Source organism: Cupriavidus pauculus, from assembly GCF_002858765.1.
Taxonomy (GTDB): domain Bacteria; phylum Pseudomonadota; class Gammaproteobacteria; order Burkholderiales; family Burkholderiaceae; genus Cupriavidus; species Cupriavidus pauculus_B.
The window spans coordinates 321,282-340,741 of sequence record NZ_PJRP01000001.1; the positions used below are offsets into that span (position 1 = coordinate 321,282).

Below are 19,460 nucleotides of genomic sequence, written 5' to 3' on the forward strand. Positions count from 1 at the left end.
GCTTTGCTTCACTCGTCATCAGGTGTTTCCCATGGAATCGGCTGTCAATCTTTGGCCCCTGCTCGGGGTCGGTGTCATCATCCTCGGCTTCGTCCTGCGGTTCAATCCCATGATGGTGGTGGCGGCAGCCGCCGTTGTCACGGGATTGGCTGCGTCGATGCCGGTCGTGCAGATCTTCGCTGCCATCGGCACGGCCTTCGTCAAGGCGCGCAACCTGCCGTTGATCATCCTGCTGCCGCTGGCCGTCATCGGCTTGCTGGAACGCCACGGGCTGCGCGAACATGCGCAGGCGTGGATTTCGCGTATCGCATCGGCAACGGTCGGCCGCCTGCTGATCGTCTACCTGGCCGTGCGCGAGTTGACCGCCGCCGTGGGGCTGACCAGCCTGGGCGGCCATCCGCAGATGGTGCGTCCGCTGCTGGCCCCGATGGCCGAGGGCGCGGCGGAAACCCGCTTCGGTCACCTGCCCGAACCAGTGCGCCAGCGCGTGCTGGCTTTCTGTGCGGCCACCGATAACGTGGGCCTGTTCTTTGGCGAGGACATCTTCGTGGCGTTCGGTGCTATCGCGCTGATGCACACGTTCCTGCTGTCGTCGAACATCGACGTCGAGCCGCTGCACATTGCCGTCTGGGGTATCCCGACCGCGATCTGCGCCTTCCTGATTCACGCCGTGCGTCTGAAGCGCCTTGATGGCTGGCTGGCCCGCGAACTTGGCGGCAAGCAACCGGCCGGCACGTCCGCCACCGTCGCCGCTGCGGGCAAGGGGGAGTAAGCGATGATTATCTCGATCGAATATCTCTACTGGCTGGCCGGCTTTGTCCTGCTGATCACCGCGCTGATGACGTTCACGGACAAGACGCATCCGCGTCGGCTGTCCACGGGCCTGTTCTGGCTGCTGTACGCGGTGATCTTCCTGATCGGCGACAAGATTCCGCCGGCCGTGGTGGGCGTGGGTGCCGTGGTGATGGCGCTGATCGCCGGGTTTGGCGGCGTGGGCCATGGCAAGCACGGCACGCTGCCTGAAGAGAAGCGCCGCGCCAGCGCCAAGCGCCTGGGCAACAAGCTGTTCATTCCGGCGCTGCTGATTCCGCTGATCACGGTGCTGGGCACGGTGCTGTTCAAGGACGTCAAGATTGCCGGGCTGCCGCTGCTGGATCCGAAGAACGTCACGTTCGTGTCGCTGGGTGTCGGCTGCCTGGTCTCGCTGTTCGTGGTCTGCTGGCTGACGCGCGACACACCGGCGCAGAGCATGCGCGAATCGCGCCGCCTGATCGAGGCGCTGGGCTGGGCGCTGGTGCTGCCGCAGATGCTGGCGATGCTGGGCCTGGTGTTCGCCGATGCCGGCGTGGGCAAGGCCGTGGCGCACCTGACCACGTCGTACATCAACATGGACTTCAAGTTCGTGGCGGTGACGGTCTACTGCGTGGGCATGGCGCTGTTCACGGTCATTATGGGTAACGGCTTCGCCGCGTTCCCGGTGATGACGGGTGGTGTGGGCGTGCCGATCCTGGTGGGCGTGTTCCACGGGAACCCGGCCGTGATGGCGGCCATCGGCATGTTCTCGGGCTACTGCGGCACGCTGATGACGCCGATGGCGGCCAACTTCAACATCGTGCCGGCCGCGCTGCTGGAACTGGAAGACAAGAACGCCGTGATCCGCGCGCAGTTGCCTACCGCGTTCGGCATCCTGATCGCCAACATCTTCCTGCTGTATTTCCTGATGTAAGGAAACTGCCATGTCCGTCCGTACCGTCCTGCTGACCGGCTTCGAGCCGTTTGAACAAGAGCCGATCAATCCCTCGTGGGAGGCGGTGCGGGCGCTCGATGGCGCGCGCGTGGGCGACGCGGTGATCGTCGCGCGCCAGTTGCCGTGCGTGTTCGGCGACGCCATCGAGGCGATGGCGTCGCTCGTAGAAACTTTAAAACCGGATGTGGTGATTGCCGTCGGCCAGGCCGGCGGCCGCACCGAGATGTCGATCGAGCGCGTGGCGATCAATGTGGACGATGCCCGCATTGCCGACAACGCCGGAGCCCAGCCCATCGACAACACCATCGTGCCGGATGGCCCGGCCGCCTATTTTTCGACACTGCCGATCAAGGCCATCGTGCGCGACATGCGCGCAGCCGGCGTGCCGGCGATGGTGTCGCAAACGGCTGGCACTTTCGTCTGCAACCATGTGTTCTATGGGCTGATGCATGCGCTGGCGCAACGCCAGGCAACGCCGACGCAGGCCACGCGTGGCGGCTTCATCCACATTCCCTACCTGCCCGAGCAGGCCGCCCGGCATCCGGGCGCGCCCAGCCTGGCGCTCGACACGCTGATCGCAGGCCTGCGCGTGGCAGTTACCACGTCGCTGTCGACCGATACCGATATCCGCGAGCAGGGCGGCCAACTGCACTGACGCGTCGCCAGCGGGCCACCAGCCCCCGGGGCGACTACTTCGATTCCTGCCGGCCTTCCGTCGCTGCCGCCACGGCCCGTGCCGTGGCGCGCCGCTGGGCGCGCTTCTGCAGGCGCCGCCGCAGCGAAATCTGCTCAAAGCGCCAGACCACATAGAAGAAGGCCAGGAACGGCCATAGCCAGCCGAGCCATTGCGCGAGGCTGTTGAAGTGGACGAAGCGACCCATGCGCCAGCCTTGCTCCGAGATCCACGCGTACGGGTTCGGCGGCAGGATATTGGTGAGCACCACCAGGCCGATCAGCGATACGACCGCCAGCACGGTGCGCAGCCAGCGTGGCAGGCGCAGCAGCAATACCAGCACCAGCGAGCTGGTCAGCAGGGCGAAGCGTCCGCCTTCGGACAGCCAGTTGAACGCGTTGTCGTCGGGGAACTGCAACTCCGCGACGCCGGCCTTGATGATCAGCGCAGCGGCCAGCAGGCCGGCCAGGATGCGCAGCATCGGCGCGGTACGCCGCATGGCCACCGACGCAAACAGGCCGGTGCCGATCCAGCTCGATGCCGTCACGATGGTTTCCAGCAGCAGCTGGTTCTGCAGGTCGTCGGGCCGCAGGTTGATGCTGTCCTGCCAGGCGATCAGCGCCGGGAAGTAAGCCTGCACCCACACCATCGGCCACGAATCCGGGTCGGTCAGCCATTCGCGCACGATGCCGCCCATGCCGAACAGGTGCTCCTGCGGAAACACCTGCGCGAACGGCCACAGCACGATCAGCACGATCGCAAAGCTGGCATGTGGCTCGAACCACGCCATGCGCAGGCGGGTCAGGTTGCCCCGGTCGATCAGCGCGCTCGTGAACGGCGCCACCACGGCGGCCCCCAGCAGCGCGCCCAGCGCGTTGGTGATCAGGTCGATGTTCGACGAGATCCGTGTGGGCAGCCACGTCTGCAGGGCTTCCATGACCGACGACAGCATCGCGCCGGCCACCAGCGCAATCAGCGTGGCGCGTGCGCCCGATACGCGCGGATGCAGCGACAGCACCACCAGCGCGCCGAACGGACAGTAGCCCAGCACATTGGTGAGGAGGTCGAATTCGGTGATGTAGCGTGGCTTGGGGGCGGTCAGGAACGCGAACGGCGAGATGCCGTTGCTCATCCAGCCCGAAAACGGATACAGGCTGGCGTAGACCACCAGCAGCGTGAAGCAGATCAGCCCCACACGCGCCAGCGGCGAATGGCGTGGCAACCAGCCCTCAAGTTCCGGCTGCGGCGGGGCCTGTGGGGGCGTGGGGGGCGAAGGCGGCAGGGGCGTATCCGGTGCCATTGACTGCGTGAATCCTTACGGCCTGATTCGCACGATAGGCGCTCCGCGCCTCATTGGCGCGGGGGCGTGGACTTGGGCGTTTCATCGGGCGGCAGCGGCACCGCGTTGCGCCCGGGCGGGTTCACGCGCGGCAACTGTGCCGGGCTGGCTGCGGCGGCGGCTTCCAGCGGCAGCGTGGCCGTCCAGTCGAGGATGGCGGCGATGACCGCGTCGCTGCTGGCGGACAGCGCCTTCACGCCGCCGGCGCCGTCGGCGCTGGGCGCCGGCAGCTCGGCGACGAAGGTCTTCTGTCCGATCAGTGACTTGTGGAACACCGTGGCCCGCGCGCGCACCACGCCGCGGCTGCTGGTGGGCGAGTCGAAGACCTGCTCGAAGCCCAGCAGGTCCACCTTGATCGCGGGCACGCTGGTGTCGCCGTACCACGTCAGTTCGCCGCGCCCGGACACGGCGTCGCGCAGACGGTCGTCGAAGAGCCGCGTCGGGGCATCCACCCAGCGCTGCGTGGCGTATGCCTGCAGCCGCTGGGCCTGGGTGTACTGCAGCCGGTAATAGATGCCCCGGCCATCCATCCACGTGGGTCCATCGGTCTCGGCCACGCGCAGCTTGGGCAGGCGGGCGGGCGGCTGGGATGGCGCGGCGGCAAGGGGGCCCAGGTCGTAGGTCGTGCTGGGCTTGACGGGCGACAGCACGCTGCAGCCGGACAGGGCCGACAGCGCCATCAGCATGGCCAGCGAGGCAAGGGCGGAAGCGGTTCTCATGATGGATTCCCGACGGTGGATCTGACGCATGGCGTGGCGGCTCAGGGCGCGTGGAAGCCCGGCTCACCGGGCCCCGGCGCCGCGGACGAGCCACCGAACAGCACGCTGCTCGGCTGGTCGTTGAACTGGCCGGCTGCGCGGTCGATGCTGCGCGTGGCCTGGCGGGCATCGCGTGCCAGCCCGTTGAGTTGCGGCAGCGTTTCCTGGGTGAAGATGCCGGCCGCCTGCTGCACCGAATCGGCGGCACCCTGCATGTTCTCGCCCACGCGGTTCACGGTGCTCATCACCGTGCCGTGCGGGTTGGCAAGGTCATCGGCCAGCCGGCGCGTGGAGGCCAGCGTGGCGTTCAGGTTATCCACGGCCTGCGGCAGGCGGGCGGCCGCAGGCTGCAGCGACGCGGCCAGCTTCGAGTAGTCGTCGGCGGTCTTGTGCACCGACTTGATGGCGGCCATCAGCTCGTCGCGATTGGTGGTCTGGAACATCTCGTTGAGCGACGACATCAGCGTTTCGGTCTGGGTCAGCAGCGAGTCGCCGCGCTTTTCCAGTTCCTCGAAGAAACCGGGCCGCATCACGATGCGCGCGGGTTCGCGTGCCGACGTATGCAGCGGCGGCGAACTGGTGCTGGTGCCGTCCTCGCGCGCGGTGTCGTCCAGCTGCACGTAGGCAATGCCGGTCACCCCCTGGAAGCCCAGCGTGGCATAGGTGGTGCGCGTAATCGGCGTGTCCTGGTTGACGCTGATGCGCACGATGATCTGGCCCGGCACCTGCGAATCGAACTTGATCGACACCACCTTGCCGACATCGAGCCCGCGATACTTCACGTCGGCCTGCGGCCCCAGTCCGTTGACCGTCGACCGCGTGATCAGGTCGTACGGCACGCGCACGGCGTGGTCACTGCTAAACCAGAACAGCGAGAACAGCACCAGGATCGCCAGTCCGATGGTGAACACGCCTGCCAGGAAGGCGTTTGACTTGTTTTCCATCAGGTGTCTCCAGTGTTTCCAGTTGGCGCGGCCGGGCTGCCAGGGCCCTTGGGGGCGGGCAGCGCCTGCAGCGCGCGCTGGGCGCGGTCGCCCAGAAAATATTCGCGGATGAACGGATGATCGACCTTGATCACCTCGGCAATGGGTGCGGCGGCCAGTACCTTGTGGTCCGCCAGCACGGCCACGCGGTCAGACAGGGCCACGAGCGTGTCCAGGTCGTGCGTGATCATGACCACCGTCAGGCCCAGTTCGCGGCGCAATTCGCGGATCAGGGCCACGTAGTCGTCGGACGCCATCGGATCCAGGCCCGCCGTGGGTTCGTCCAGAAAAACGAGCTCGGGTTCCAGCGCCAGCGCACGCGCCAGTGCCACGCGCTTGATCATGCCGCCCGACAGGTCCGACGGCATCTTGTCGGCGTCCTTGGCCGACAGGCCCACGAGCTGCAGCTTCAGCAGCGACGCCTGGCAGATCAGGTTGTCGGGCAGCGCGCGCATCTCGCGAAGCGGCAGCGCGATATTGTCGATGACCGACAGCGCCGAAAACAGCGCGCCGCGCTGGAACTGCAGCCCCCAGCGGCTGCGCAGCGTCTGCAACTGCGCGGCGTTCAGGCTGGCGGGGTTCTCGCCGAAGACCTTGATCGTGCCCGACGTCGGCCGCTCCAGGCCCACGATCTGGCGCAGCAGCACGGTCTTGCCCGTGCCCGAGCCGCCCACGATCGACAGTACCTCGCCACGATAGACGTCGAGGTTCAGGCCTTCGTGCACGACATTGTCGCCGTAGCGCTTGACGAGGTTGTGCACCTCGATGATCTTCTCGCGCGGGGTGTCGGGGCCGACTTGCGGCATGGCGATGGTATTCATAGCCCCACGTTCTTGAACAGGATGGCGAAGACCGCGTCCGCCAGGATCACCACGGTGATCGACGTCACCACCGATGCCGTGGTGCCCTGGCCCAGGCTCTGCGTGTTGGGCTTGATGCGCAGCCCGAAGTGGCAGGCGGTCAGCGCGATCAGCATGCCGAATGCCACGCCCTTGCCCAGGCCCAGCCACAGGTTGGCCACCGGCACCGCATCGGGCAGCTGGCGCAGGAAGAACGCGTAGCTGATGTCGAGCTGGTAGCGCGCGGCCACCATGCCGCCGGCCAGCGCCATCACGTCGGTCCACGCCACCAGCAGCGGCATCGAGATGGCCAGCGCGATCACGCGCGGCATGATCAGCCGGAAGCCGTGCGAGATGCCCATCACGCTCATCGCGTCGAGTTCCTCGGTCACGCGCATCACGCCGATCTGGGCGGTAATGGCAGAGCCGGAACGGCCGGCAATCAGGATGGCGGCCAGCACGGGCCCCAGTTCCCGAATCACCGCCATGCCCAGGATGTTGACAATAAAGGTGCTGGCGCCGAACGTGCGCAACTGGTTGGCCGACAGGTAGGACAGCACGATGCCGATCAGGAATCCGACCAGCGCCGTGATCCCCAGTGCCTTATAGCCCACGTTGTAGACGTTGGCCGAGATCTCGCGCCACGGGCCGCGATGCGGCGCGCGCGCGAAGCGCAGCAGGTCGAATGCGAGCTGGCCCAGCATGGTGACGCCGTTGGCCAGTTGGGCGAAGAACGACAGCAGCCTGGCGCCCAGCAGGGTCACCGGATTGAAACGGTCGACCATCGTCTTGCGCCAGCCGTCGGTGCGCAGGTCTTCGATACGCTCGAATACGCGGCGCTGGCCGTCGTTCAGTTCCACGCGCTCTGGCATGCGGCTGTTCCAGGCCTGCCAGATCAACTGCGCGCCGATATGGTCGAGCCGCGTCACGCCGGCCAGCGACCATTCGGCGTGCTGGGGCGCCTCGGTCAGTTCGTGCAGCTGGGCGCGCAGGCCGCGAGCCTCGTGGCAGCCGGCAAGCGCAAGAGCAGTCCAGTCCCCTTGCAGTTGTATGCTGCAGGCTCCGTCCTGGCGTGAGATATCGATGGCGGGCGTCGGCTGGCGATCCAAAAGCGGTGATGATGTGATGGCTGAGTCTCGATTCTATGCTACCAACCGGGGTCACGCGATCGGACATCCGCTGACACGGCCACGGCTACAATCTCGCCAGACCCCGCGCCATGCTTCGCGTCGCCGGATTGATTCCAGATTCCTGCCGTCCCCATGCCAGACTTTCCCGATTCCGCTGCCTCCCACCATGATGCCGACGCCGCCCTGCCGGCGTGGCGGATCGACATCGATACCCTGCGCCAGGCGCTCGATGGCGGCCCCGCCCGATCATGGCAGGTCGAGGTCGTGGAGGAAACGGGCTCGACCAATGCCAACCTGACCCAGGCCAGCCGCACCGCGCCGTGGGCCGATGACGCCGCCCGCGTGCGTGTGGCCTACCGCCAGACTGCGGGCCGGGGCCGGCAGGGGCGGCCATGGCAGGGTGCCGGGCTGATGTTCTCGGTGGCAATGCCGCTGGCGCTGGCGCCGGCACGGCTCAGCGGCCTGAGCCTGGCCGTGGGGCTGGCCGTGGCCCAGGCGCTGGAAGACTGCGACGCCGCCTGCGGCGCGCGCGTGGGCCTGAAATGGCCCAACGACCTGCAGATCGATGGTCGCAAGCTGGCCGGCATCCTGATCGAATCGGTGCCGGCCGGGCCGCAGCGGCTGTGGGCGGTGATCGGCATCGGGCTGAACCTGATGCGCGACGCCGGCATGGAAGCAGCGCTGGGCCGCGAACTGGCAGGCGTGGCCGAAGCCATGCCGTCGTTCGATCCGCAGCGCGACCCCACGCGCATCCTGGCTGCCGTGCTGCACCGGCTGGCGGCCATGCGTGCCACGTTCCTGGCCGAGGGGTTCGCGCCGCTGGCCCCAGCGTGGTCGGCGCGCGATGCTTTCCGCAACGAACCGGTGCGCCTGCTGCATGACGGACAGGTGCTGGCCGAAGGGCTGGCGCGCGGCGTCGACAGCGAAGGCCATCTGCTGCTGGAAACCGCCGACGGACTGCAACGGATTGCGAGCGGCGAGGTATCGCTGCGCGGAGCCACCGCATGAGCACGCTGCTGATCGATATCGGCAACACGCGGCTCAAATGGGCCTGGTGCGACGATGGTGCGCCCGCGCAACCGCCCGTGGCTGGCGCCTTGCCCACGCCGTGGCAGCACAGCGGCGCGGCCACGCACGCGGCCCCCGCCGAGCGCGCCGCGCTGCTGGGCACGTGGCAGCGGCTGGCCGGCGGCCGCGCACCGGTGGTATGGATCGCCAACGTGGCCGGGCCCACGCTGGCGGGCCAGGTCGACGCATTGCTGGTGGAGGCCTTCGGCAGCACCGCCGCGCTGACATGGGTACGCACCACGGCCGCGCGTGGCGGACTCGTGAACGGCTATCGCGAGCCGACGCAGCTTGGCGTGGACCGCTGGGTGGGCAGTATCGGCGCGCATCGCTGGCTGCCGGGCCAGACGTTGCTGATCGTCACGGCGGGCACCGCCACGACGCTCGACATCGTGTCGCCGGCACCTGACGGGGCCCGGTTCGAGGGCGGGTTGATCCTGCCGGGCCTGCAACTGATGCTGGGCACGCTGGCGCGCAACACTGCGCAGTTGCCCGAACTGGACGTGCTCGATACCGGCGCCGGTGCCATGCGGGCGGTGCAGGCGTTGGGCGCAGACAACACTCACGACGCGATTGCCGCGGGCTGCCTGGCCGCACAGGCCGGTGCCATCGAGCGCACATGGCATGCGCTGGCCGAACGCGGTCCGGCGCGCTGCCTGCTGTCGGGCGGCGCGCGTCATGCGGTGGCCGGCGCGCTCGCGATGCCGTTCGAGATGCACGATAATCTTGTGCTGCTTGGGTTGCATGCGATGGCGCTGCCCACCTGAGTTTTTTGAATCATCGGTCATCATCGCTGGCCATCCTTTGCCGTTCCCATTCACTCGACTGATTCGCGCCAAATGTTCCGGAGAGGCCTGACCGTCCTGCTGCTGATCCTGCTGATCGCCAATCTGCTGATGCTGGCGGCCGTGCTGGGTGTTTTCGGGCCGCATCCGCTTGGCGGCACGCTGGAGAGCCCGCGCGAGCCGCAGCGCGTGGATCAGCAGGTGCGCCGCGAACGCATGGAGGTGCTGCCGCCGCCGGCCGAGGCATCGACGCCGGTGCCGGCACCGCGCAGCGAGATGCCCGCCGGCGTAGCGCCCGCCGGCCAGGTGACACCCGGCAGCGTGACGCTGGCCGCTGCGCCGGCCAATGCCTGCATGGAGATGGGCGGGTTCACGTCGCAGACCGTGCAGCGCGCGAAGGAAGACCTGGCTGCCATCGCCGCCGGCACACCTCTGGCGGTGGAGCAGTTTGAACGCAGCGAGCAGGTGCGCTGGTGGGTGCATCTGCCAGCCCAGCCCACGCGCGAGAACGCCGACCGCAAGCTGGCCGAACTACGCCGCCGCAAGGTGACCGATGTATCGGTGGTCAGCGCCGATGACCCCGAGTCGTACACGGTGTCGCTGGGCCTGTTCCGCGAGCGCGAACGGGCCGACAAATTCCTGGAATCGCTGCGGGGGCTGGGTGTGCGCACGGCGCTGGTCAGCGATGCGCCGCGTGCCGTATCGCGCCAGTGGCTGCGCGTGGCGCACGCCGACGACGCCGTGCGGACCCGCATGGATGAAGTCCGCCTGCGCTACGGCGCGGAGTTGCTGCAGTCCTGCAAGGGGATGACGCAGGCGCGCGGCGAGGGCACCGCCGCACGGGCCGGGTAGGAGAGGTTTTCTCCCCGCTCCCACACGGCAGGTGAGGGGAGCAAGATGTCAGCCGTGCGCTCGCACCTTCGTCAGCAGCTTGGTGGTGGAGCGGTCGTGCAGGAACGGAATGGCGTAGGCCTGGCCCCCCCAGCTGCGCACCAGGCGGGTTTCTTCCAGCGTGTCGATGTCGTAGTCGCCGCCCTTCACGTAGATGTCCGGACGCACCAGGCGGATCAGCTCCACCGGGGTCTGCTCGCGGAACATCGCCACCAGGTCTACCGAACCCAGCGCGGCCAGCAGGGCCATGCGGTCTGCCTCGTGATTGAGCGGGCGATCGTCGCCCTTGCCCAGCATCTTCACCGACGCATCGCTGTTCACGCCCACCACCATGCTGGCGCCCAGTTCGCGCGCCTGCGCCAGGTACGTGGCGTGGCCGCGATGGAGGATGTCGAACACGCCATTGGTAAAGACCAGCGGGCGCGGCAGCGCGGCCAAAGCGGCGTGCAGCGCGGCGATGTCATCGGCGGGTACCAGCTTGGATTCAAAGGCGGGTGCGGTCATGGATCGGGTCGGGGAGAGGGCGGCGGCGCCCCAAATGAAAAACCCCATCGTAGCCGATGGGGTCTCGTTGCAGCGGCTGGAACCGGAAAACCCTCAGGCCTGGGCGGCCTGCAGGTTTGCGTTCAGTTCCTTGCGGTAGCGGTTCAGGTCCTGCACCGACTCGAACGTGCGCTCGAACAGCAGCGACATGTTGTGCAGGATGCGCTCGATCACCTTCTTTTCCCAGACCTCGTCGAAGCGGATCTGCTCGTCGAGCCAGTGCTCGAGCCAGTCGGGATCCGGCAGGCGCGACTGCACGGTGTCGTTCGGGAACAGCGCCTTGTTCACGTGCAGGTTGGTCGGGTGCAGCGGCTTTTCCGTGCGGCGGGCCGATGCCATCAGCACGCCGATCTTGGCAAACGCGGCGCGCGCCGAATCGCCAAACTGGGCCAGGTACTTCTTCATGTAGCGCAGGTAGGCGCCGCCATGGCGGGCTTCGTCCTGCGACAGCGTGCGGTAGATATGCTTGATGACCGGTTCCGAGTGCCATTCGGCGGCGCGGCGGTACCAATGGTTCAGGCGGATCTCGCCGCAGAAGTGCAACATCAGCGTTTCCAGCGGCGGGGCCGGATCGAACTCGAAGCGCACGGCGTGCAGTTCTTCCTCGGTCGGCACCATGTCCGGGCGGAAGCGGCGCAGGTACTCCATCAGCACCAGCGAATGCTTCTGCTCTTCAAAGAACCAGATGCTCATGAAGGCCGAAAAGTCGGAATCGTGGCGGTTGTCGCGCAGGAACATCTCCGTGGCGGGCAGGGCCGACCACTCGGTGATCGCATTCATGCGGATGGTCTTCGCCTGGTCGTCAGTAAGCAGGCTCGGGTCGAAGGTATCCCAGGGGATGTCCTTGTCCATGTGCCAGCGGACCGCTTCCAACGATTTGAACAGTTCGGGGTAGAGCATGCTAAGCCTTTGAAATTACGGGCGGATTCTACCAGACAAGAATCATTCTCGAATGTTTTCTCTACTCCGTTTTAGTCCCGATGCGATGGATTGCAACAGGCGGAGCGCCTGGCAAGGGTCGAAAGTGGCGCTACTACGACACTTCTGACATTTCCTGTGGCGTGGACTTGGTTTCCGGTACCACGCCGTACAGGAAGGCGGCGATCTCGTCAGCCTGGGCGGCCGCGTCGTGTTCGCCCAGGGCCAGCAGGGCCTGCGTGAACTCAGGCTCGAACAGCAGGTAGCTGGCGAAAGCGGCGCCGCGCGCCTCGGTGCCACCCAGCGGCGACAGCAGCGCGCGCACGGTGCGCGGCAGCCGGTGCAGGTGCTCGGCGGCAATGGCCTCGATGGGCTCGCTGGGCGAAATCGTCATGACCTGCACGGGGCGCCAGCCTTCGGCATCGTTGGCCATCTCGGGCATGCGCGACAGCAGCCGGTTGATGTGCATGAGCCGCTCGATGTCGGCCTGCAGGCCATCCAGGAAGATGCTGGCCAGGGCCTGGCCGCCTACCTGCGCCAGCGACGGATAGCCGCCCGATGGCACCGTATCGAACCAGCCGGCGCGCTGGCGCGAGGCCGCGCCGATGGCCAGGATGCGCGAGGCGCCCAGGTGGATGGCCGGCGACAGCGGCGACATCTGGCGCATCGTGCCGTCGCCGAACCATTCGTGATGGCCCTCGATCTCCAGTGGCATGGCCGGGAACAGGAACGGGATCGACGACGACGCCAGCAGGTGGTCCACGCCGATGGCGGCCTCCACGGCCAGGCGCTGGCTGCGCTGCCACGGATGGATGCGCCGGTGCGACTGGTAGAACGTGATGTGGCGCCCGGTGCTGTATGACAGCGCCGTCACGGCGAACGCGTGCAGCGCACCGCTGTCGAGGCTGGCCTGTACCCGCCCGGGCTCGAACAGTTCCGTCAGAAAGCTGCCCAGCGGCGCGTTGTCGAACAGCGCACGCGGCGCGCGGCGCGTGATCCAGCCGAAGGCCAGCGACGACAGCCAGCGCGCGCCCGACACCCCCATCTGCACCACGTCTGTCCGGTAGACGTCGTCGGCATGCAGGCTGTGCCAGAGCGCCGCCAGCGTGTCGGCGGCGGTGCGGAAATCGGCTGCACCGGTGGCCAGCCCGGCGCCGTTGATGGCCCCCGCCGACGTGCCGGCGATGATCCCGAACGGCAGCGGGCAGTGATCCAGCCCGTGGCGCGCCGCGATCTTGGCAATCCCCGACAGCACGCCGGCCTGGTACGCGGCGCGGGCGCCGCCGCCCATCATCACCAGCGCGGTGCTCTGACGCTGGCTGGCGCGCGCGAACGCGGTGGCGGGCGTGGCCGTGGTCACTCGGTGCTGTCCTCTGGCGTGCCAGGCTCAGTGTTGGCGGCGCGCTTGGCGGGGGCGTGGCTGGTTGCGCCCTTCGCCGTACCCGTTGCAGCGGTTTTCTTCGCAGCCGCCTTCGTTGGCGCTTTCCTGGCCGCCGGCTTCTTCGCGGCTGCCTTGGGCGCCGCGGGTTTGGCCTTGCCGTTGGCGGCCGGCTTGCGCTGCGCCGGCGCATCGCCCTTCACGCCCGGCTCCGCGCCTTCGGCCCCCGGGGCTGCTGCGGCGCCGAATCCGGGCATGCCCCCGAACGGCGTGGCGCCGGCCGCGGCAGCACTGGCGGCGGCCGCGCTGCTGGCGATCTGCGAGAACTGCTGCTGCAGCAGGTTCCACCACAGCGACGCGTTGGGCGGCAGCGGGGCCGGGCCGGGCTCGGCCGACGAGGCATCCGCATCGCCGCCTGCCTGGGCTGCGGCTTCGGCTTCGGCGCCATCGGGCGGCGCATCATCGTCCTCGGGGTCGTCGTTCTCGGCGTCGGCCTGTGCCTCGGACACGGTTGTCTGACCGGCGCCGAACGGCTGGTGATGCTGCGGCGGATGTGCGCTGGGCGCGTTGGCGGCGCGCGCGACGTTTTCCATCGCGTTCTGCATGGCCTCGGGGGACAGTGCATTGCCGAACGTCTGCAGGGCGACGAGCGTGGCGCGCTGTACCTCCAGGCCCTGGATCGTGGTGCGCAGCAGGTTGGCATTCAGTTGCAGCCAGCTTTCCACGGCCTTGAGGTCGCGGATGCGCTTGTCGACCTCGTCGAGATCCATGGGCGGCGTCATCGCGCCCAGGCCAGGCATCAGCCCGCCGGGCATGCCGCTGCCCGTGGCCCAGAGCTTGCGCAGGAACTCGAAGCTGTTGCCGAAATCGGGAATCTGTCCAAACATGGTGCGGCACTCCCTGTCGTGTGGGCCATCCGCGCGGAAGTGCGGCGGCCGAGTTACTGAAATTCGGGCGGCCGCTTCTGACGCAGGCTCGCCATGCCTTCGTGCACGTCGGGGCCGGCAAAGCCCATGAATTCGAGCGCCAGCGAGGTATCGAACGCGGGGCCGGCCATGCGCAGCCAGTTGTTGAGCGCGTACTTGGTCCAGCGGATGGCGGTCTGTGATCCCGCCGCGAGCCGGTTGGCCACCTCGAACGCCTTGGCCACCAGTTCGTCTTCCTCCACTGCCAGCGATACCAGGCCGATCCGCTCGGCTTCCTCGCCGCTGACCGACTCGCACAGCATCAGATAGTACTTGGCCTTGGCCATTCCGCACAGCAGCGGCCACACGATGGCGGCATGATCGCCGGCCGCCACGCCCAGCCGGGTGTGGCCGTCGACGATGCGTGCCGTCTTCGACGCGATCGAGATATCGGCCAGCAGCCCGGCCACCAGCCCCGCACCCACGGCCGGGCCGTGCATGGCGGAGACGATCGGCTTGTCGCAGTTGATGACGTTGTAGACCAGGTCGCGGGCCTCGTGCCAGACCCGCGTGCGGGTTGCAAAGTCGTTGGCCATGTCCTCGACCAGCGCCAGGTCGCCGCCGGCCGAAAAACCCTTGCCTTCGCCCCGGATCAGGGCCACCCGGATGTCGGGATCGGCCGAGATGTCGCGCCAGATCTCGGCCAGTTCGCGGTGCATGTTGGCGTCGGCCGTGGCCAGTTTCTGGTTGGCCGACTGCGCCGCGCCCATGATCACTTCGAGCACCGGGCCGTGACGGCGCAGCGTAAGCGCCTGATAGCGGGCCAGGCGAGGGGAAAGCGTATTGGCGTCGGTCGTCATGGTGCGGATTCCACAGTGGATCGAAGGAGCGGTCGGCGCGAAAAAATTCCCCGACCGGGTGGTCGGGGAATTATAGGCCGAACGACTCGGCGTTCCGCAAGCCGGGGTTTTGCCGGGCCCGTACCACGCCGATGCCGGTTATCGGGCCGCCACCACCTGGTCGATGGCCCCGAAGATCGACTTGCCGTCGACATCGAACATCTCGATGCGTACGGCGTCACCGAACTTCATGAACTCGGTCTCGGGCTTGCCCTTTTCGATGGTCTCGATCGTGCGCTTCTCGGCGATGCAGCAGTACCCCTTGCTGCGGTCGACGTTCGAGATGGTGCCCGAGCCGACGATGCTGCCGGCGCGCACGTTGCGGGTCTTGCAGATGTGGGCGATCAGCTGGCCGAAGTCGAACACCATGTCGGTGCCGCAGTCGGGCTCGCCCACCTTCTTGCTGTTCCAGAGGACGGTCATGGGCCGATGCACCTTGCGGTCCTGCCAGGCGGTGCCCAGCTCGTCGGGCGTGACCGCCACGGGCGAGAACGCGGTGGCCGGCTTGCTCTGGAAGAAGCCGAAGCCCTTGCCCAGTTCGGCCGGAATCAGGTTGCGCAGCGACACGTCGTTGGCCAGCATCACCAGGCGGATGGCGTCGGCGGCCTGCTCTGGCGTGGCGCCCATGCGCACGTCGCCGGTGATGACGGCCACCTCGGCCTCGAAGTCGATGCCGAACGCCTCGTTCGGGCAGACGATGTCGTCCTGCGGGCCGATGAAGTCGTCGGACCCGCCCTGGTACATCAGCGGATCGGTCCAGAATTCGGACGGCATCTCGGCACCACGTGCGCGGCGTACCAGTTCCACGTGATTCACGTAGGCGGAGCCGTCGGCCCACTGGTAGGCGCGCGGCAGCGGGGCCATGCAGTCCTTCGGCTGGAACGGGAACGGATGGCGCGCCCGGCCGGCGTTCAGCGCGTCGTACAGATCCTGCAGCTGGGGCGCGTAGAAGTGCCAGTCGTCCAGCGCGGTCTGCAGCTTGCCGGCGATTTCGGTGGCAAAGTGCGCGGTCTTCAGATCACGCGAGACAACGACCAGCTGGCCGTCGCGCGTACCGTCCTTCAGGGTGGCGAGTTTCATGCGAAATCGAACATTGGCAGGAATGAATGGCCGGTAGTCTACCGGAGCGGCCCGGGGTGCCGGCCGGCCGCGTATAGAATGGCCGGCATCACATTCCTGTTTCCCGAGTTGCGCATGACCGCTGTGGACGATGACGATTCCCGCGACGACCTGGCACAGGACGACGCCCGCGACGACGCCAAACGCGCCGGCATCCAGTCGATCGAGGTGGGATTCCGGCTGCTGCAGGCGCTGGCCGCGTCGCCGCGCGCGATGATGCTGCGCGACCTGGCTGCCGCCGCCGACATGAGCCCGGCCAAGGCGCATCGCTACCTGGTCAGTTTCCAGCGCCTGGGCGCCGTCACGCAGGACGCTGTGAGCCAGCGCTACGACCTGGGGCCCTTCGCGCTGCAGCTTGGCCTAGCGGGCCTGAACCGGCTGGACCCGGTGCGCAAGGCCCGGCCCATCCTGTCGCAACTGCGTGACGAGATCGACCAGACCGCGGGCATTGCCGTGTGGGGCAACCATGGGCCAACCATCGTCCATTGGGAAGAATCCAGTCATCCGGTCAGCGTGAGCCTGCGGCTGGGCGATGTGATGCCGCTGCTCAATTCCGCCACCGGCCGGCTCTACGGGGCCTACCTGTCGCGGCGCCAGACGCTGCCGCTGATCGAGCGCGAACTGGCCGCGCGCGGTGATGTCGCACTGCCTGACATGCCCGCGTCGCTGGCCGAGTACGACGCCATCTGCGCCGACGTGCGCAAGCGCGGCGCGGCGCGCACGCGTGGCGGCGTGCTGCCGGGCATCAACGCGATCTCGACGCCGGTGTTCGACGCCAACGGGCATTTGTCGATGGCACTGATCGTGCTGGGCGCGCAAAGCGTATTCGATGCAGAATGGGACGGCGCGGTAGACCGCCGTGTGCGCGAGATCGCGCGACAGATTTCGTCGGAACTTGGTTATCTTGGCGACAGCCAGCCGTCCGCAAGGGACGGAGACCCCTCGTAAGCGTCCCCGGCGCATGCGCCGATGGATGGTGGTGATCGCCCTGGTGGCGATCGCGCACGCGCTGTTGCTGTTTGGTCTGGTGCGCGTGCCGCTCCCGGCATTGCCCGATCCGCGCGAGATGCCCGCGATCGAGGCGGTGCTGCTGCCCCCGCCCAAGCCCCCGGCACCGCCCGCCCCACCGCACGCCGCGCCAAAGCCGGCGCCCCGGACGCAAGCCCCCGTTCCAGCGCCCGAGCCCGCCGAGGAGCCGTCCGCGCCCGCGCTGGCCACTGCCGAAAGTGGCGACACCACGGCCATCACCGGCGCCGGCGGCACGGGCGCGGGCACCGCCAGCGCCGCGCCGGCGCCGGCCGAGACATCGGCACCGCCCACGCCCCCCGGGCCGCGCTATATGGCCCCGCCTTCGGTCACCCTGCGCTACGCGAGCTTCGTCAATGGCGTGCAGAACCCCGACGGCATCATCCGATGGGAACAGGACGGCAGGCACTACCGGCTTGCCGTCGAAACGCGCGTGCTGTGGTTCCGCTTTGCGTTCCAGAGCAGCGGCGACATGACCGATCGCGGGCTGGCACCCACGCGCTATGAAGAAGCCCGCCGCAGCAAGGTGGAAGTGGCTCGCTTCGACCGCGCCGCCAACACAGTCGTGTTTGAAACGCGTGGCGGCCAGGTGCCGATGCCCACGGCTTTCCAGGACCGCTTCAGCATCTTCCTGCAGTTGGTGGGCTGGGTACGCGGCGATCCGCAGCGCTATGCCACGCCGGGCGTGGTCGAGTCGTTCAACGTGTCAGACACCCGCGACGTGGAGCCGATGCAGATCCAGTATGTGGGCGACGAGGATATCGACGTTGGCACCGACGTGGTGCGGGCGCGACACTTCGTGCGCCTTCCGCGTCACCCCAACGACAAACGGCGCGTGGAAGTCTGGCTTGCGCAGGCGCTGAACTGGATGCCCGTGCGACTTCGTCAGACGGAGCCCGATGGCACTCAGATCGATCTGGTCTATCGTAGTAGTGAAGGGCGGTGATGCCGAGGCCGCGGTGACACGTGTTGACCACGCGGGAGACTGAAACATGCCTGACACATTGGCGCAGCGAATACGGGCTGGCGACGTCCAGCTGCAGGCTCGCATCGATGGCCGGGAAGGGCCGTGGGTGGTCCTGATCCATGCGCTGGGTGCGAATCTGACGTTGTGGGACGACACCGCGCGTCGTTTGTCGGGCCGCTATCGTGTCTTGCGCTTCGACCTGCGCGGCCATGGTGGCAGCGATGCGCCGGTGGGCGCCTACACGATGGCCCGGCTGGCCGACGATGCCGTGGCGCTGATGGACGCCCTCGACATCGGGCAGGCCCACGTGTGCGGGGTGTCGGTAGGCGGCATGGTGGCCCAGACGCTGGGCGTGCGGTATGCCGGCCGGCTGCTGTCGCTGACCCTGGTGGATACGATCCACCACACGCCAATGGAAGCCCACCCGATGTGGGCCAACCGGATCGGGCAGGCCGAGGCGCACGGCATGGCGGGCATGGTGCCGTCGACGATGGACCGCTGGCTCACCCAGCCATTTCGCGAACAGCATCCCGACGAGGTCGACCGGATCAGCCGCATGTTGCTGGCTACGCCGGTGCAGGGCTACGTGGGGGTGGCGCAGGCCATCGTGGCATTCGACCTGGCGGACGCCATCGGCCGCATCCATTGTCCGACCCTGGTCGTGACAGGGGATAAGGACGAGGGCGCGCCGGTATCGATGGCCCAATCCATTGCGGAAAACATTCACGGTGCGAAGCTGGAGGTGTTACCCGACGCCGCGCACCTGTCGTTTATCGAACAACCGGAACGCTTCCATGCGATCTTCGACGCGTTCCTGGGGCATGCGGCATGTGGCGGGCAGTGTGATATTCCGTAACGCCATTGGGAAGATCGCAACACAGTAATGCTCGGCGCTCAAGAAACTTGCGGCAGGCGCCGATGCCCAAAGATAAGAGGGCAGCAAAGGCACGCAAAGGTTCGTCCAGGTAGTACAACTTGAATTACGGACGACTACCCTCAACTTGGAGAGGAAATCGCGTCATCCCCCGAAGTCTGGGAACGGCGCCAACCAAACGCCAGGAGGTAGTGCGATGCAAATGATCTACAACAGCGACAATTACTGCATTGTCGAGTTTGGAGCAGATGTCGAGCATGCGACCCTTGCCTCGGGCGGCTACGAAATCGTCGACAAGAACCTGAAACGCGAAATTTTCCTCGGTGGTCATATGGCCGAGACCTTCCGCGCCGACGTGACGCGTCTGATCGAGAGCGAGCCATCCGTGGAGGAAGTCGACGAGTTTCTGGGCAAGTTCGACACCGTCATGAACAACCCGCTGGTGATGCACTGAGCATCGCCGGTACGGCCCCAATGAAAAACGCCCGCTTGCCTGAACTGCACCCCAAAAGTTGGACATAGATCCAACCTTTGGGGTGTTTTTCATGACGAAGTACGACGAGGCGCTCAAGCGTCAGGTGGTTAGGGAACATTTGTCGGGGACGATATCGACCACGGCTT

The 19,460-nt window shown here is 67.3% G+C and carries 21 protein-coding genes; 10 read left to right on the forward strand and 11 right to left on the reverse strand.

Annotation, left to right across the window (positions count from 1 at the left end):
• Positions 1–31 precede the first annotated feature (31 nt).
• Genes CYJ10_RS01390 through pcp form a run of 3 tightly spaced genes read left to right on the forward strand, consistent with a single transcriptional unit; the run spans position 32 to position 2,402 of the window.
• Positions 32–772, forward strand: a complete 741-nt coding sequence (locus CYJ10_RS01390; RefSeq protein ID WP_101679791.1) for a DUF969 domain-containing protein — start codon at positions 32–34, stop codon at positions 770–772.
• 3 nt (positions 773–775) lie between these two features.
• Positions 776–1,726, forward strand: coding sequence for a DUF979 domain-containing protein (locus tag CYJ10_RS01395; protein ID WP_101679792.1), 951 nt, complete (start codon positions 776–778; stop codon positions 1,724–1,726).
• Between the two features lie 10 nt (positions 1,727–1,736).
• Positions 1,737–2,402, forward strand: a complete 666-nt coding sequence (pcp, locus tag CYJ10_RS01400; protein ID WP_101679793.1) for a pyroglutamyl-peptidase I — start codon at positions 1,737–1,739, stop codon at positions 2,400–2,402.
• A gap of 34 nt (positions 2,403–2,436) precedes the next feature.
• On the opposite strand, the gene CYJ10_RS01405 is transcribed toward pcp, so the two are convergent.
• The 5 genes from CYJ10_RS01405 to CYJ10_RS01425 are packed head-to-tail and all read right to left on the reverse strand — an operon-like array spanning position 2,437 to position 7,448.
• Entirely contained in the window at positions 2,437–3,720 is a 1,284-nt protein-coding gene (locus CYJ10_RS01405) for a VanZ family protein (protein WP_101679794.1), read from the reverse strand.
• 50 nt (positions 3,721–3,770) lie between these two features.
• On the reverse strand, positions 3,771–4,478 hold the full coding sequence (locus CYJ10_RS01410; protein ID WP_101679795.1) for an ABC-type transport auxiliary lipoprotein family protein: 708 nt from the start codon (positions 4,476–4,478) through the stop codon (positions 3,771–3,773).
• A gap of 41 nt (positions 4,479–4,519) precedes the next feature.
• The gene (locus tag CYJ10_RS01415) at positions 4,520–5,461 is read right to left on the reverse strand and encodes an MlaD family protein (RefSeq protein WP_180862818.1); all 942 of its coding nucleotides are present in this window, start codon (positions 5,459–5,461) and stop codon (positions 4,520–4,522) included.
• Entirely contained in the window at positions 5,461–6,321 is an 861-nt protein-coding gene (locus tag CYJ10_RS01420; protein ID WP_257991961.1) for an ABC transporter ATP-binding protein, read from the reverse strand. The genes CYJ10_RS01415 and CYJ10_RS01420 overlap by 1 nt, the downstream gene beginning before the upstream one ends.
• A complete protein-coding gene (locus tag CYJ10_RS01425) occupies positions 6,318–7,448 on the reverse strand; it encodes an MlaE family ABC transporter permease (RefSeq protein WP_101679797.1) in 1,131 nt (376 codons plus the stop codon). The genes CYJ10_RS01420 and CYJ10_RS01425 overlap by 4 nt, the downstream gene beginning before the upstream one ends.
• Before the next feature lie 153 nt (positions 7,449–7,601).
• On the opposite strand from CYJ10_RS01425, the gene CYJ10_RS01430 reads away from it, so the two are divergent.
• The 3 genes from CYJ10_RS01430 (at position 7,602) to CYJ10_RS01440 (ending at position 10,171) form a co-directional block, all read left to right on the forward strand.
• Positions 7,602–8,477, forward strand: coding sequence for a biotin--[acetyl-CoA-carboxylase] ligase (locus CYJ10_RS01430; RefSeq protein WP_101679798.1), 876 nt, complete (start codon positions 7,602–7,604; stop codon positions 8,475–8,477).
• Positions 8,474–9,301 (forward strand): type III pantothenate kinase, encoded by an 828-nt coding sequence (locus tag CYJ10_RS01435; RefSeq protein WP_101679799.1) that lies wholly within the window; start codon positions 8,474–8,476, stop codon positions 9,299–9,301. The genes CYJ10_RS01430 and CYJ10_RS01435 overlap by 4 nt, the downstream gene beginning before the upstream one ends.
• Before the next feature lie 72 nt (positions 9,302–9,373).
• Complete coding sequence (locus tag CYJ10_RS01440) at positions 9,374–10,171, forward strand: SPOR domain-containing protein (protein ID WP_101679800.1); 798 nt, start codon at positions 9,374–9,376, stop codon at positions 10,169–10,171.
• 48 nt (positions 10,172–10,219) lie between these two features.
• Here the strand turns inward: CYJ10_RS01440 and rfaE2 are convergent, their stop codons facing one another.
• The 6 genes from rfaE2 to CYJ10_RS01470 all read right to left on the reverse strand — a co-directional run bounded on the left by rfaE2 (position 10,220) and on the right by CYJ10_RS01470 (position 15,933).
• On the reverse strand, positions 10,220–10,714 hold the full coding sequence (rfaE2, locus tag CYJ10_RS01445; RefSeq protein ID WP_101679801.1) for a D-glycero-beta-D-manno-heptose 1-phosphate adenylyltransferase: 495 nt from the start codon (positions 10,712–10,714) through the stop codon (positions 10,220–10,222).
• Positions 10,715–10,807: 93 nt separating this feature from the next.
• Entirely contained in the window at positions 10,808–11,653 is an 846-nt protein-coding gene (locus CYJ10_RS01450) for an acyl-ACP desaturase (protein WP_101679802.1), read from the reverse strand.
• A gap of 133 nt (positions 11,654–11,786) precedes the next feature.
• Positions 11,787–12,965, reverse strand: coding sequence for a patatin-like phospholipase family protein (locus CYJ10_RS01455; RefSeq protein WP_257993073.1), 1,179 nt, complete (start codon positions 12,963–12,965; stop codon positions 11,787–11,789).
• A 62-nt stretch (positions 12,966–13,027) separates the two neighbouring features.
• Positions 13,028–13,936 carry a PhaM family polyhydroxyalkanoate granule multifunctional regulatory protein gene (locus CYJ10_RS01460; protein WP_101679804.1) on the reverse strand — a complete coding sequence of 303 codons (909 nt, stop codon included), beginning with the start codon at positions 13,934–13,936 and terminating at the stop codon, positions 13,028–13,030.
• A 53-nt stretch (positions 13,937–13,989) separates the two neighbouring features.
• Complete coding sequence (locus CYJ10_RS01465) at positions 13,990–14,814, reverse strand: enoyl-CoA hydratase/isomerase family protein (protein WP_101679805.1); 825 nt, start codon at positions 14,812–14,814, stop codon at positions 13,990–13,992.
• Between the two features lie 138 nt (positions 14,815–14,952).
• Positions 14,953–15,933 (reverse strand): fumarylacetoacetate hydrolase family protein, encoded by a 981-nt coding sequence (locus CYJ10_RS01470; protein WP_101679806.1) that lies wholly within the window; start codon positions 15,931–15,933, stop codon positions 14,953–14,955.
• 114 nt (positions 15,934–16,047) lie between these two features.
• Between CYJ10_RS01470 and CYJ10_RS01475 the strand changes: the two genes are divergently transcribed.
• The 4 genes from CYJ10_RS01475 to CYJ10_RS01490 all read left to right on the forward strand — a co-directional run bounded on the left by CYJ10_RS01475 (position 16,048) and on the right by CYJ10_RS01490 (position 19,293).
• Entirely contained in the window at positions 16,048–16,920 is an 873-nt protein-coding gene (locus tag CYJ10_RS01475) for an IclR family transcriptional regulator (protein WP_101680370.1), read from the forward strand.
• A 13-nt stretch (positions 16,921–16,933) separates the two neighbouring features.
• Positions 16,934–17,944: a DUF3108 domain-containing protein gene (locus CYJ10_RS01480; protein ID WP_257991964.1), complete on the forward strand. Its 1,011-nt coding sequence runs from the start codon at positions 16,934–16,936 to the stop codon at positions 17,942–17,944.
• Between the two features lie 46 nt (positions 17,945–17,990).
• Positions 17,991–18,821: an alpha/beta fold hydrolase gene (locus CYJ10_RS01485; RefSeq protein ID WP_101679807.1), complete on the forward strand. Its 831-nt coding sequence runs from the start codon at positions 17,991–17,993 to the stop codon at positions 18,819–18,821.
• A gap of 214 nt (positions 18,822–19,035) precedes the next feature.
• Positions 19,036–19,293, forward strand: coding sequence for a BTH_I0359 family protein (locus tag CYJ10_RS01490; RefSeq protein WP_061956410.1), 258 nt, complete (start codon positions 19,036–19,038; stop codon positions 19,291–19,293).
• Positions 19,294–19,460 lie beyond the last annotated feature (167 nt).

Bases quoted from the DNA above. Each gene is read 5' to 3' on its own strand.
- CYJ10_RS01415 (WP_180862818.1), bottom strand. From the start codon at position 5,461: ATGGAAAACAAGTCAAACGCCTTCCTGGCAGGCGTGTTCACCATCGGA.
- CYJ10_RS01390 (WP_101679791.1), top strand. From the start codon at position 32: ATGGAATCGGCTGTCAATCTTTGGCCCCTGCTCGGGGTCGGTGTCATC.
- pcp (WP_101679793.1), top strand. From the start codon at position 1,737: ATGTCCGTCCGTACCGTCCTGCTGACCGGCTTCGAGCCGTTTGAACAA.
- rfaE2 (WP_101679801.1), bottom strand. From the start codon at position 10,714: ATGACCGCACCCGCCTTTGAATCCAAGCTGGTACCCGCCGATGACATC.
- CYJ10_RS01470 (WP_101679806.1), bottom strand. From the start codon at position 15,933: ATGAAACTCGCCACCCTGAAGGACGGTACGCGCGACGGCCAGCTGGTC.
- CYJ10_RS01450 (WP_101679802.1), bottom strand. From the start codon at position 11,653: ATGCTCTACCCCGAACTGTTCAAATCGTTGGAAGCGGTCCGCTGGCAC.
- CYJ10_RS01490 (WP_061956410.1), top strand. From the start codon at position 19,036: ATGCAAATGATCTACAACAGCGACAATTACTGCATTGTCGAGTTTGGA.
- CYJ10_RS01455 (WP_257993073.1), bottom strand. From the start codon at position 12,965: ATGATGGGCGGCGGCGCCCGCGCCGCGTACCAGGCCGGCGTGCTGTCG.
- CYJ10_RS01475 (WP_101680370.1), top strand. From the start codon at position 16,048: ATGACCGCTGTGGACGATGACGATTCCCGCGACGACCTGGCACAGGAC.
- CYJ10_RS01420 (WP_257991961.1), bottom strand. From the start codon at position 6,321: ATGAATACCATCGCCATGCCGCAAGTCGGCCCCGACACCCCGCGCGAG.
- CYJ10_RS01405 (WP_101679794.1), bottom strand. From the start codon at position 3,720: ATGGCACCGGATACGCCCCTGCCGCCTTCGCCCCCCACGCCCCCACAG.
- CYJ10_RS01480 (WP_257991964.1), top strand. From the start codon at position 16,934: ATGCGCCGATGGATGGTGGTGATCGCCCTGGTGGCGATCGCGCACGCG.
- CYJ10_RS01410 (WP_101679795.1), bottom strand. From the start codon at position 4,478: ATGAGAACCGCTTCCGCCCTTGCCTCGCTGGCCATGCTGATGGCGCTG.
- CYJ10_RS01465 (WP_101679805.1), bottom strand. From the start codon at position 14,814: ATGACGACCGACGCCAATACGCTTTCCCCTCGCCTGGCCCGCTATCAG.
- CYJ10_RS01435 (WP_101679799.1), top strand. From the start codon at position 8,474: ATGAGCACGCTGCTGATCGATATCGGCAACACGCGGCTCAAATGGGCC.
- CYJ10_RS01485 (WP_101679807.1), top strand. From the start codon at position 17,991: ATGCCTGACACATTGGCGCAGCGAATACGGGCTGGCGACGTCCAGCTG.
- CYJ10_RS01395 (WP_101679792.1), top strand. From the start codon at position 776: ATGATTATCTCGATCGAATATCTCTACTGGCTGGCCGGCTTTGTCCTG.
- CYJ10_RS01440 (WP_101679800.1), top strand. From the start codon at position 9,374: ATGTTCCGGAGAGGCCTGACCGTCCTGCTGCTGATCCTGCTGATCGCC.
- CYJ10_RS01460 (WP_101679804.1), bottom strand. From the start codon at position 13,936: ATGTTTGGACAGATTCCCGATTTCGGCAACAGCTTCGAGTTCCTGCGC.
- CYJ10_RS01430 (WP_101679798.1), top strand. From the start codon at position 7,602: ATGCCAGACTTTCCCGATTCCGCTGCCTCCCACCATGATGCCGACGCC.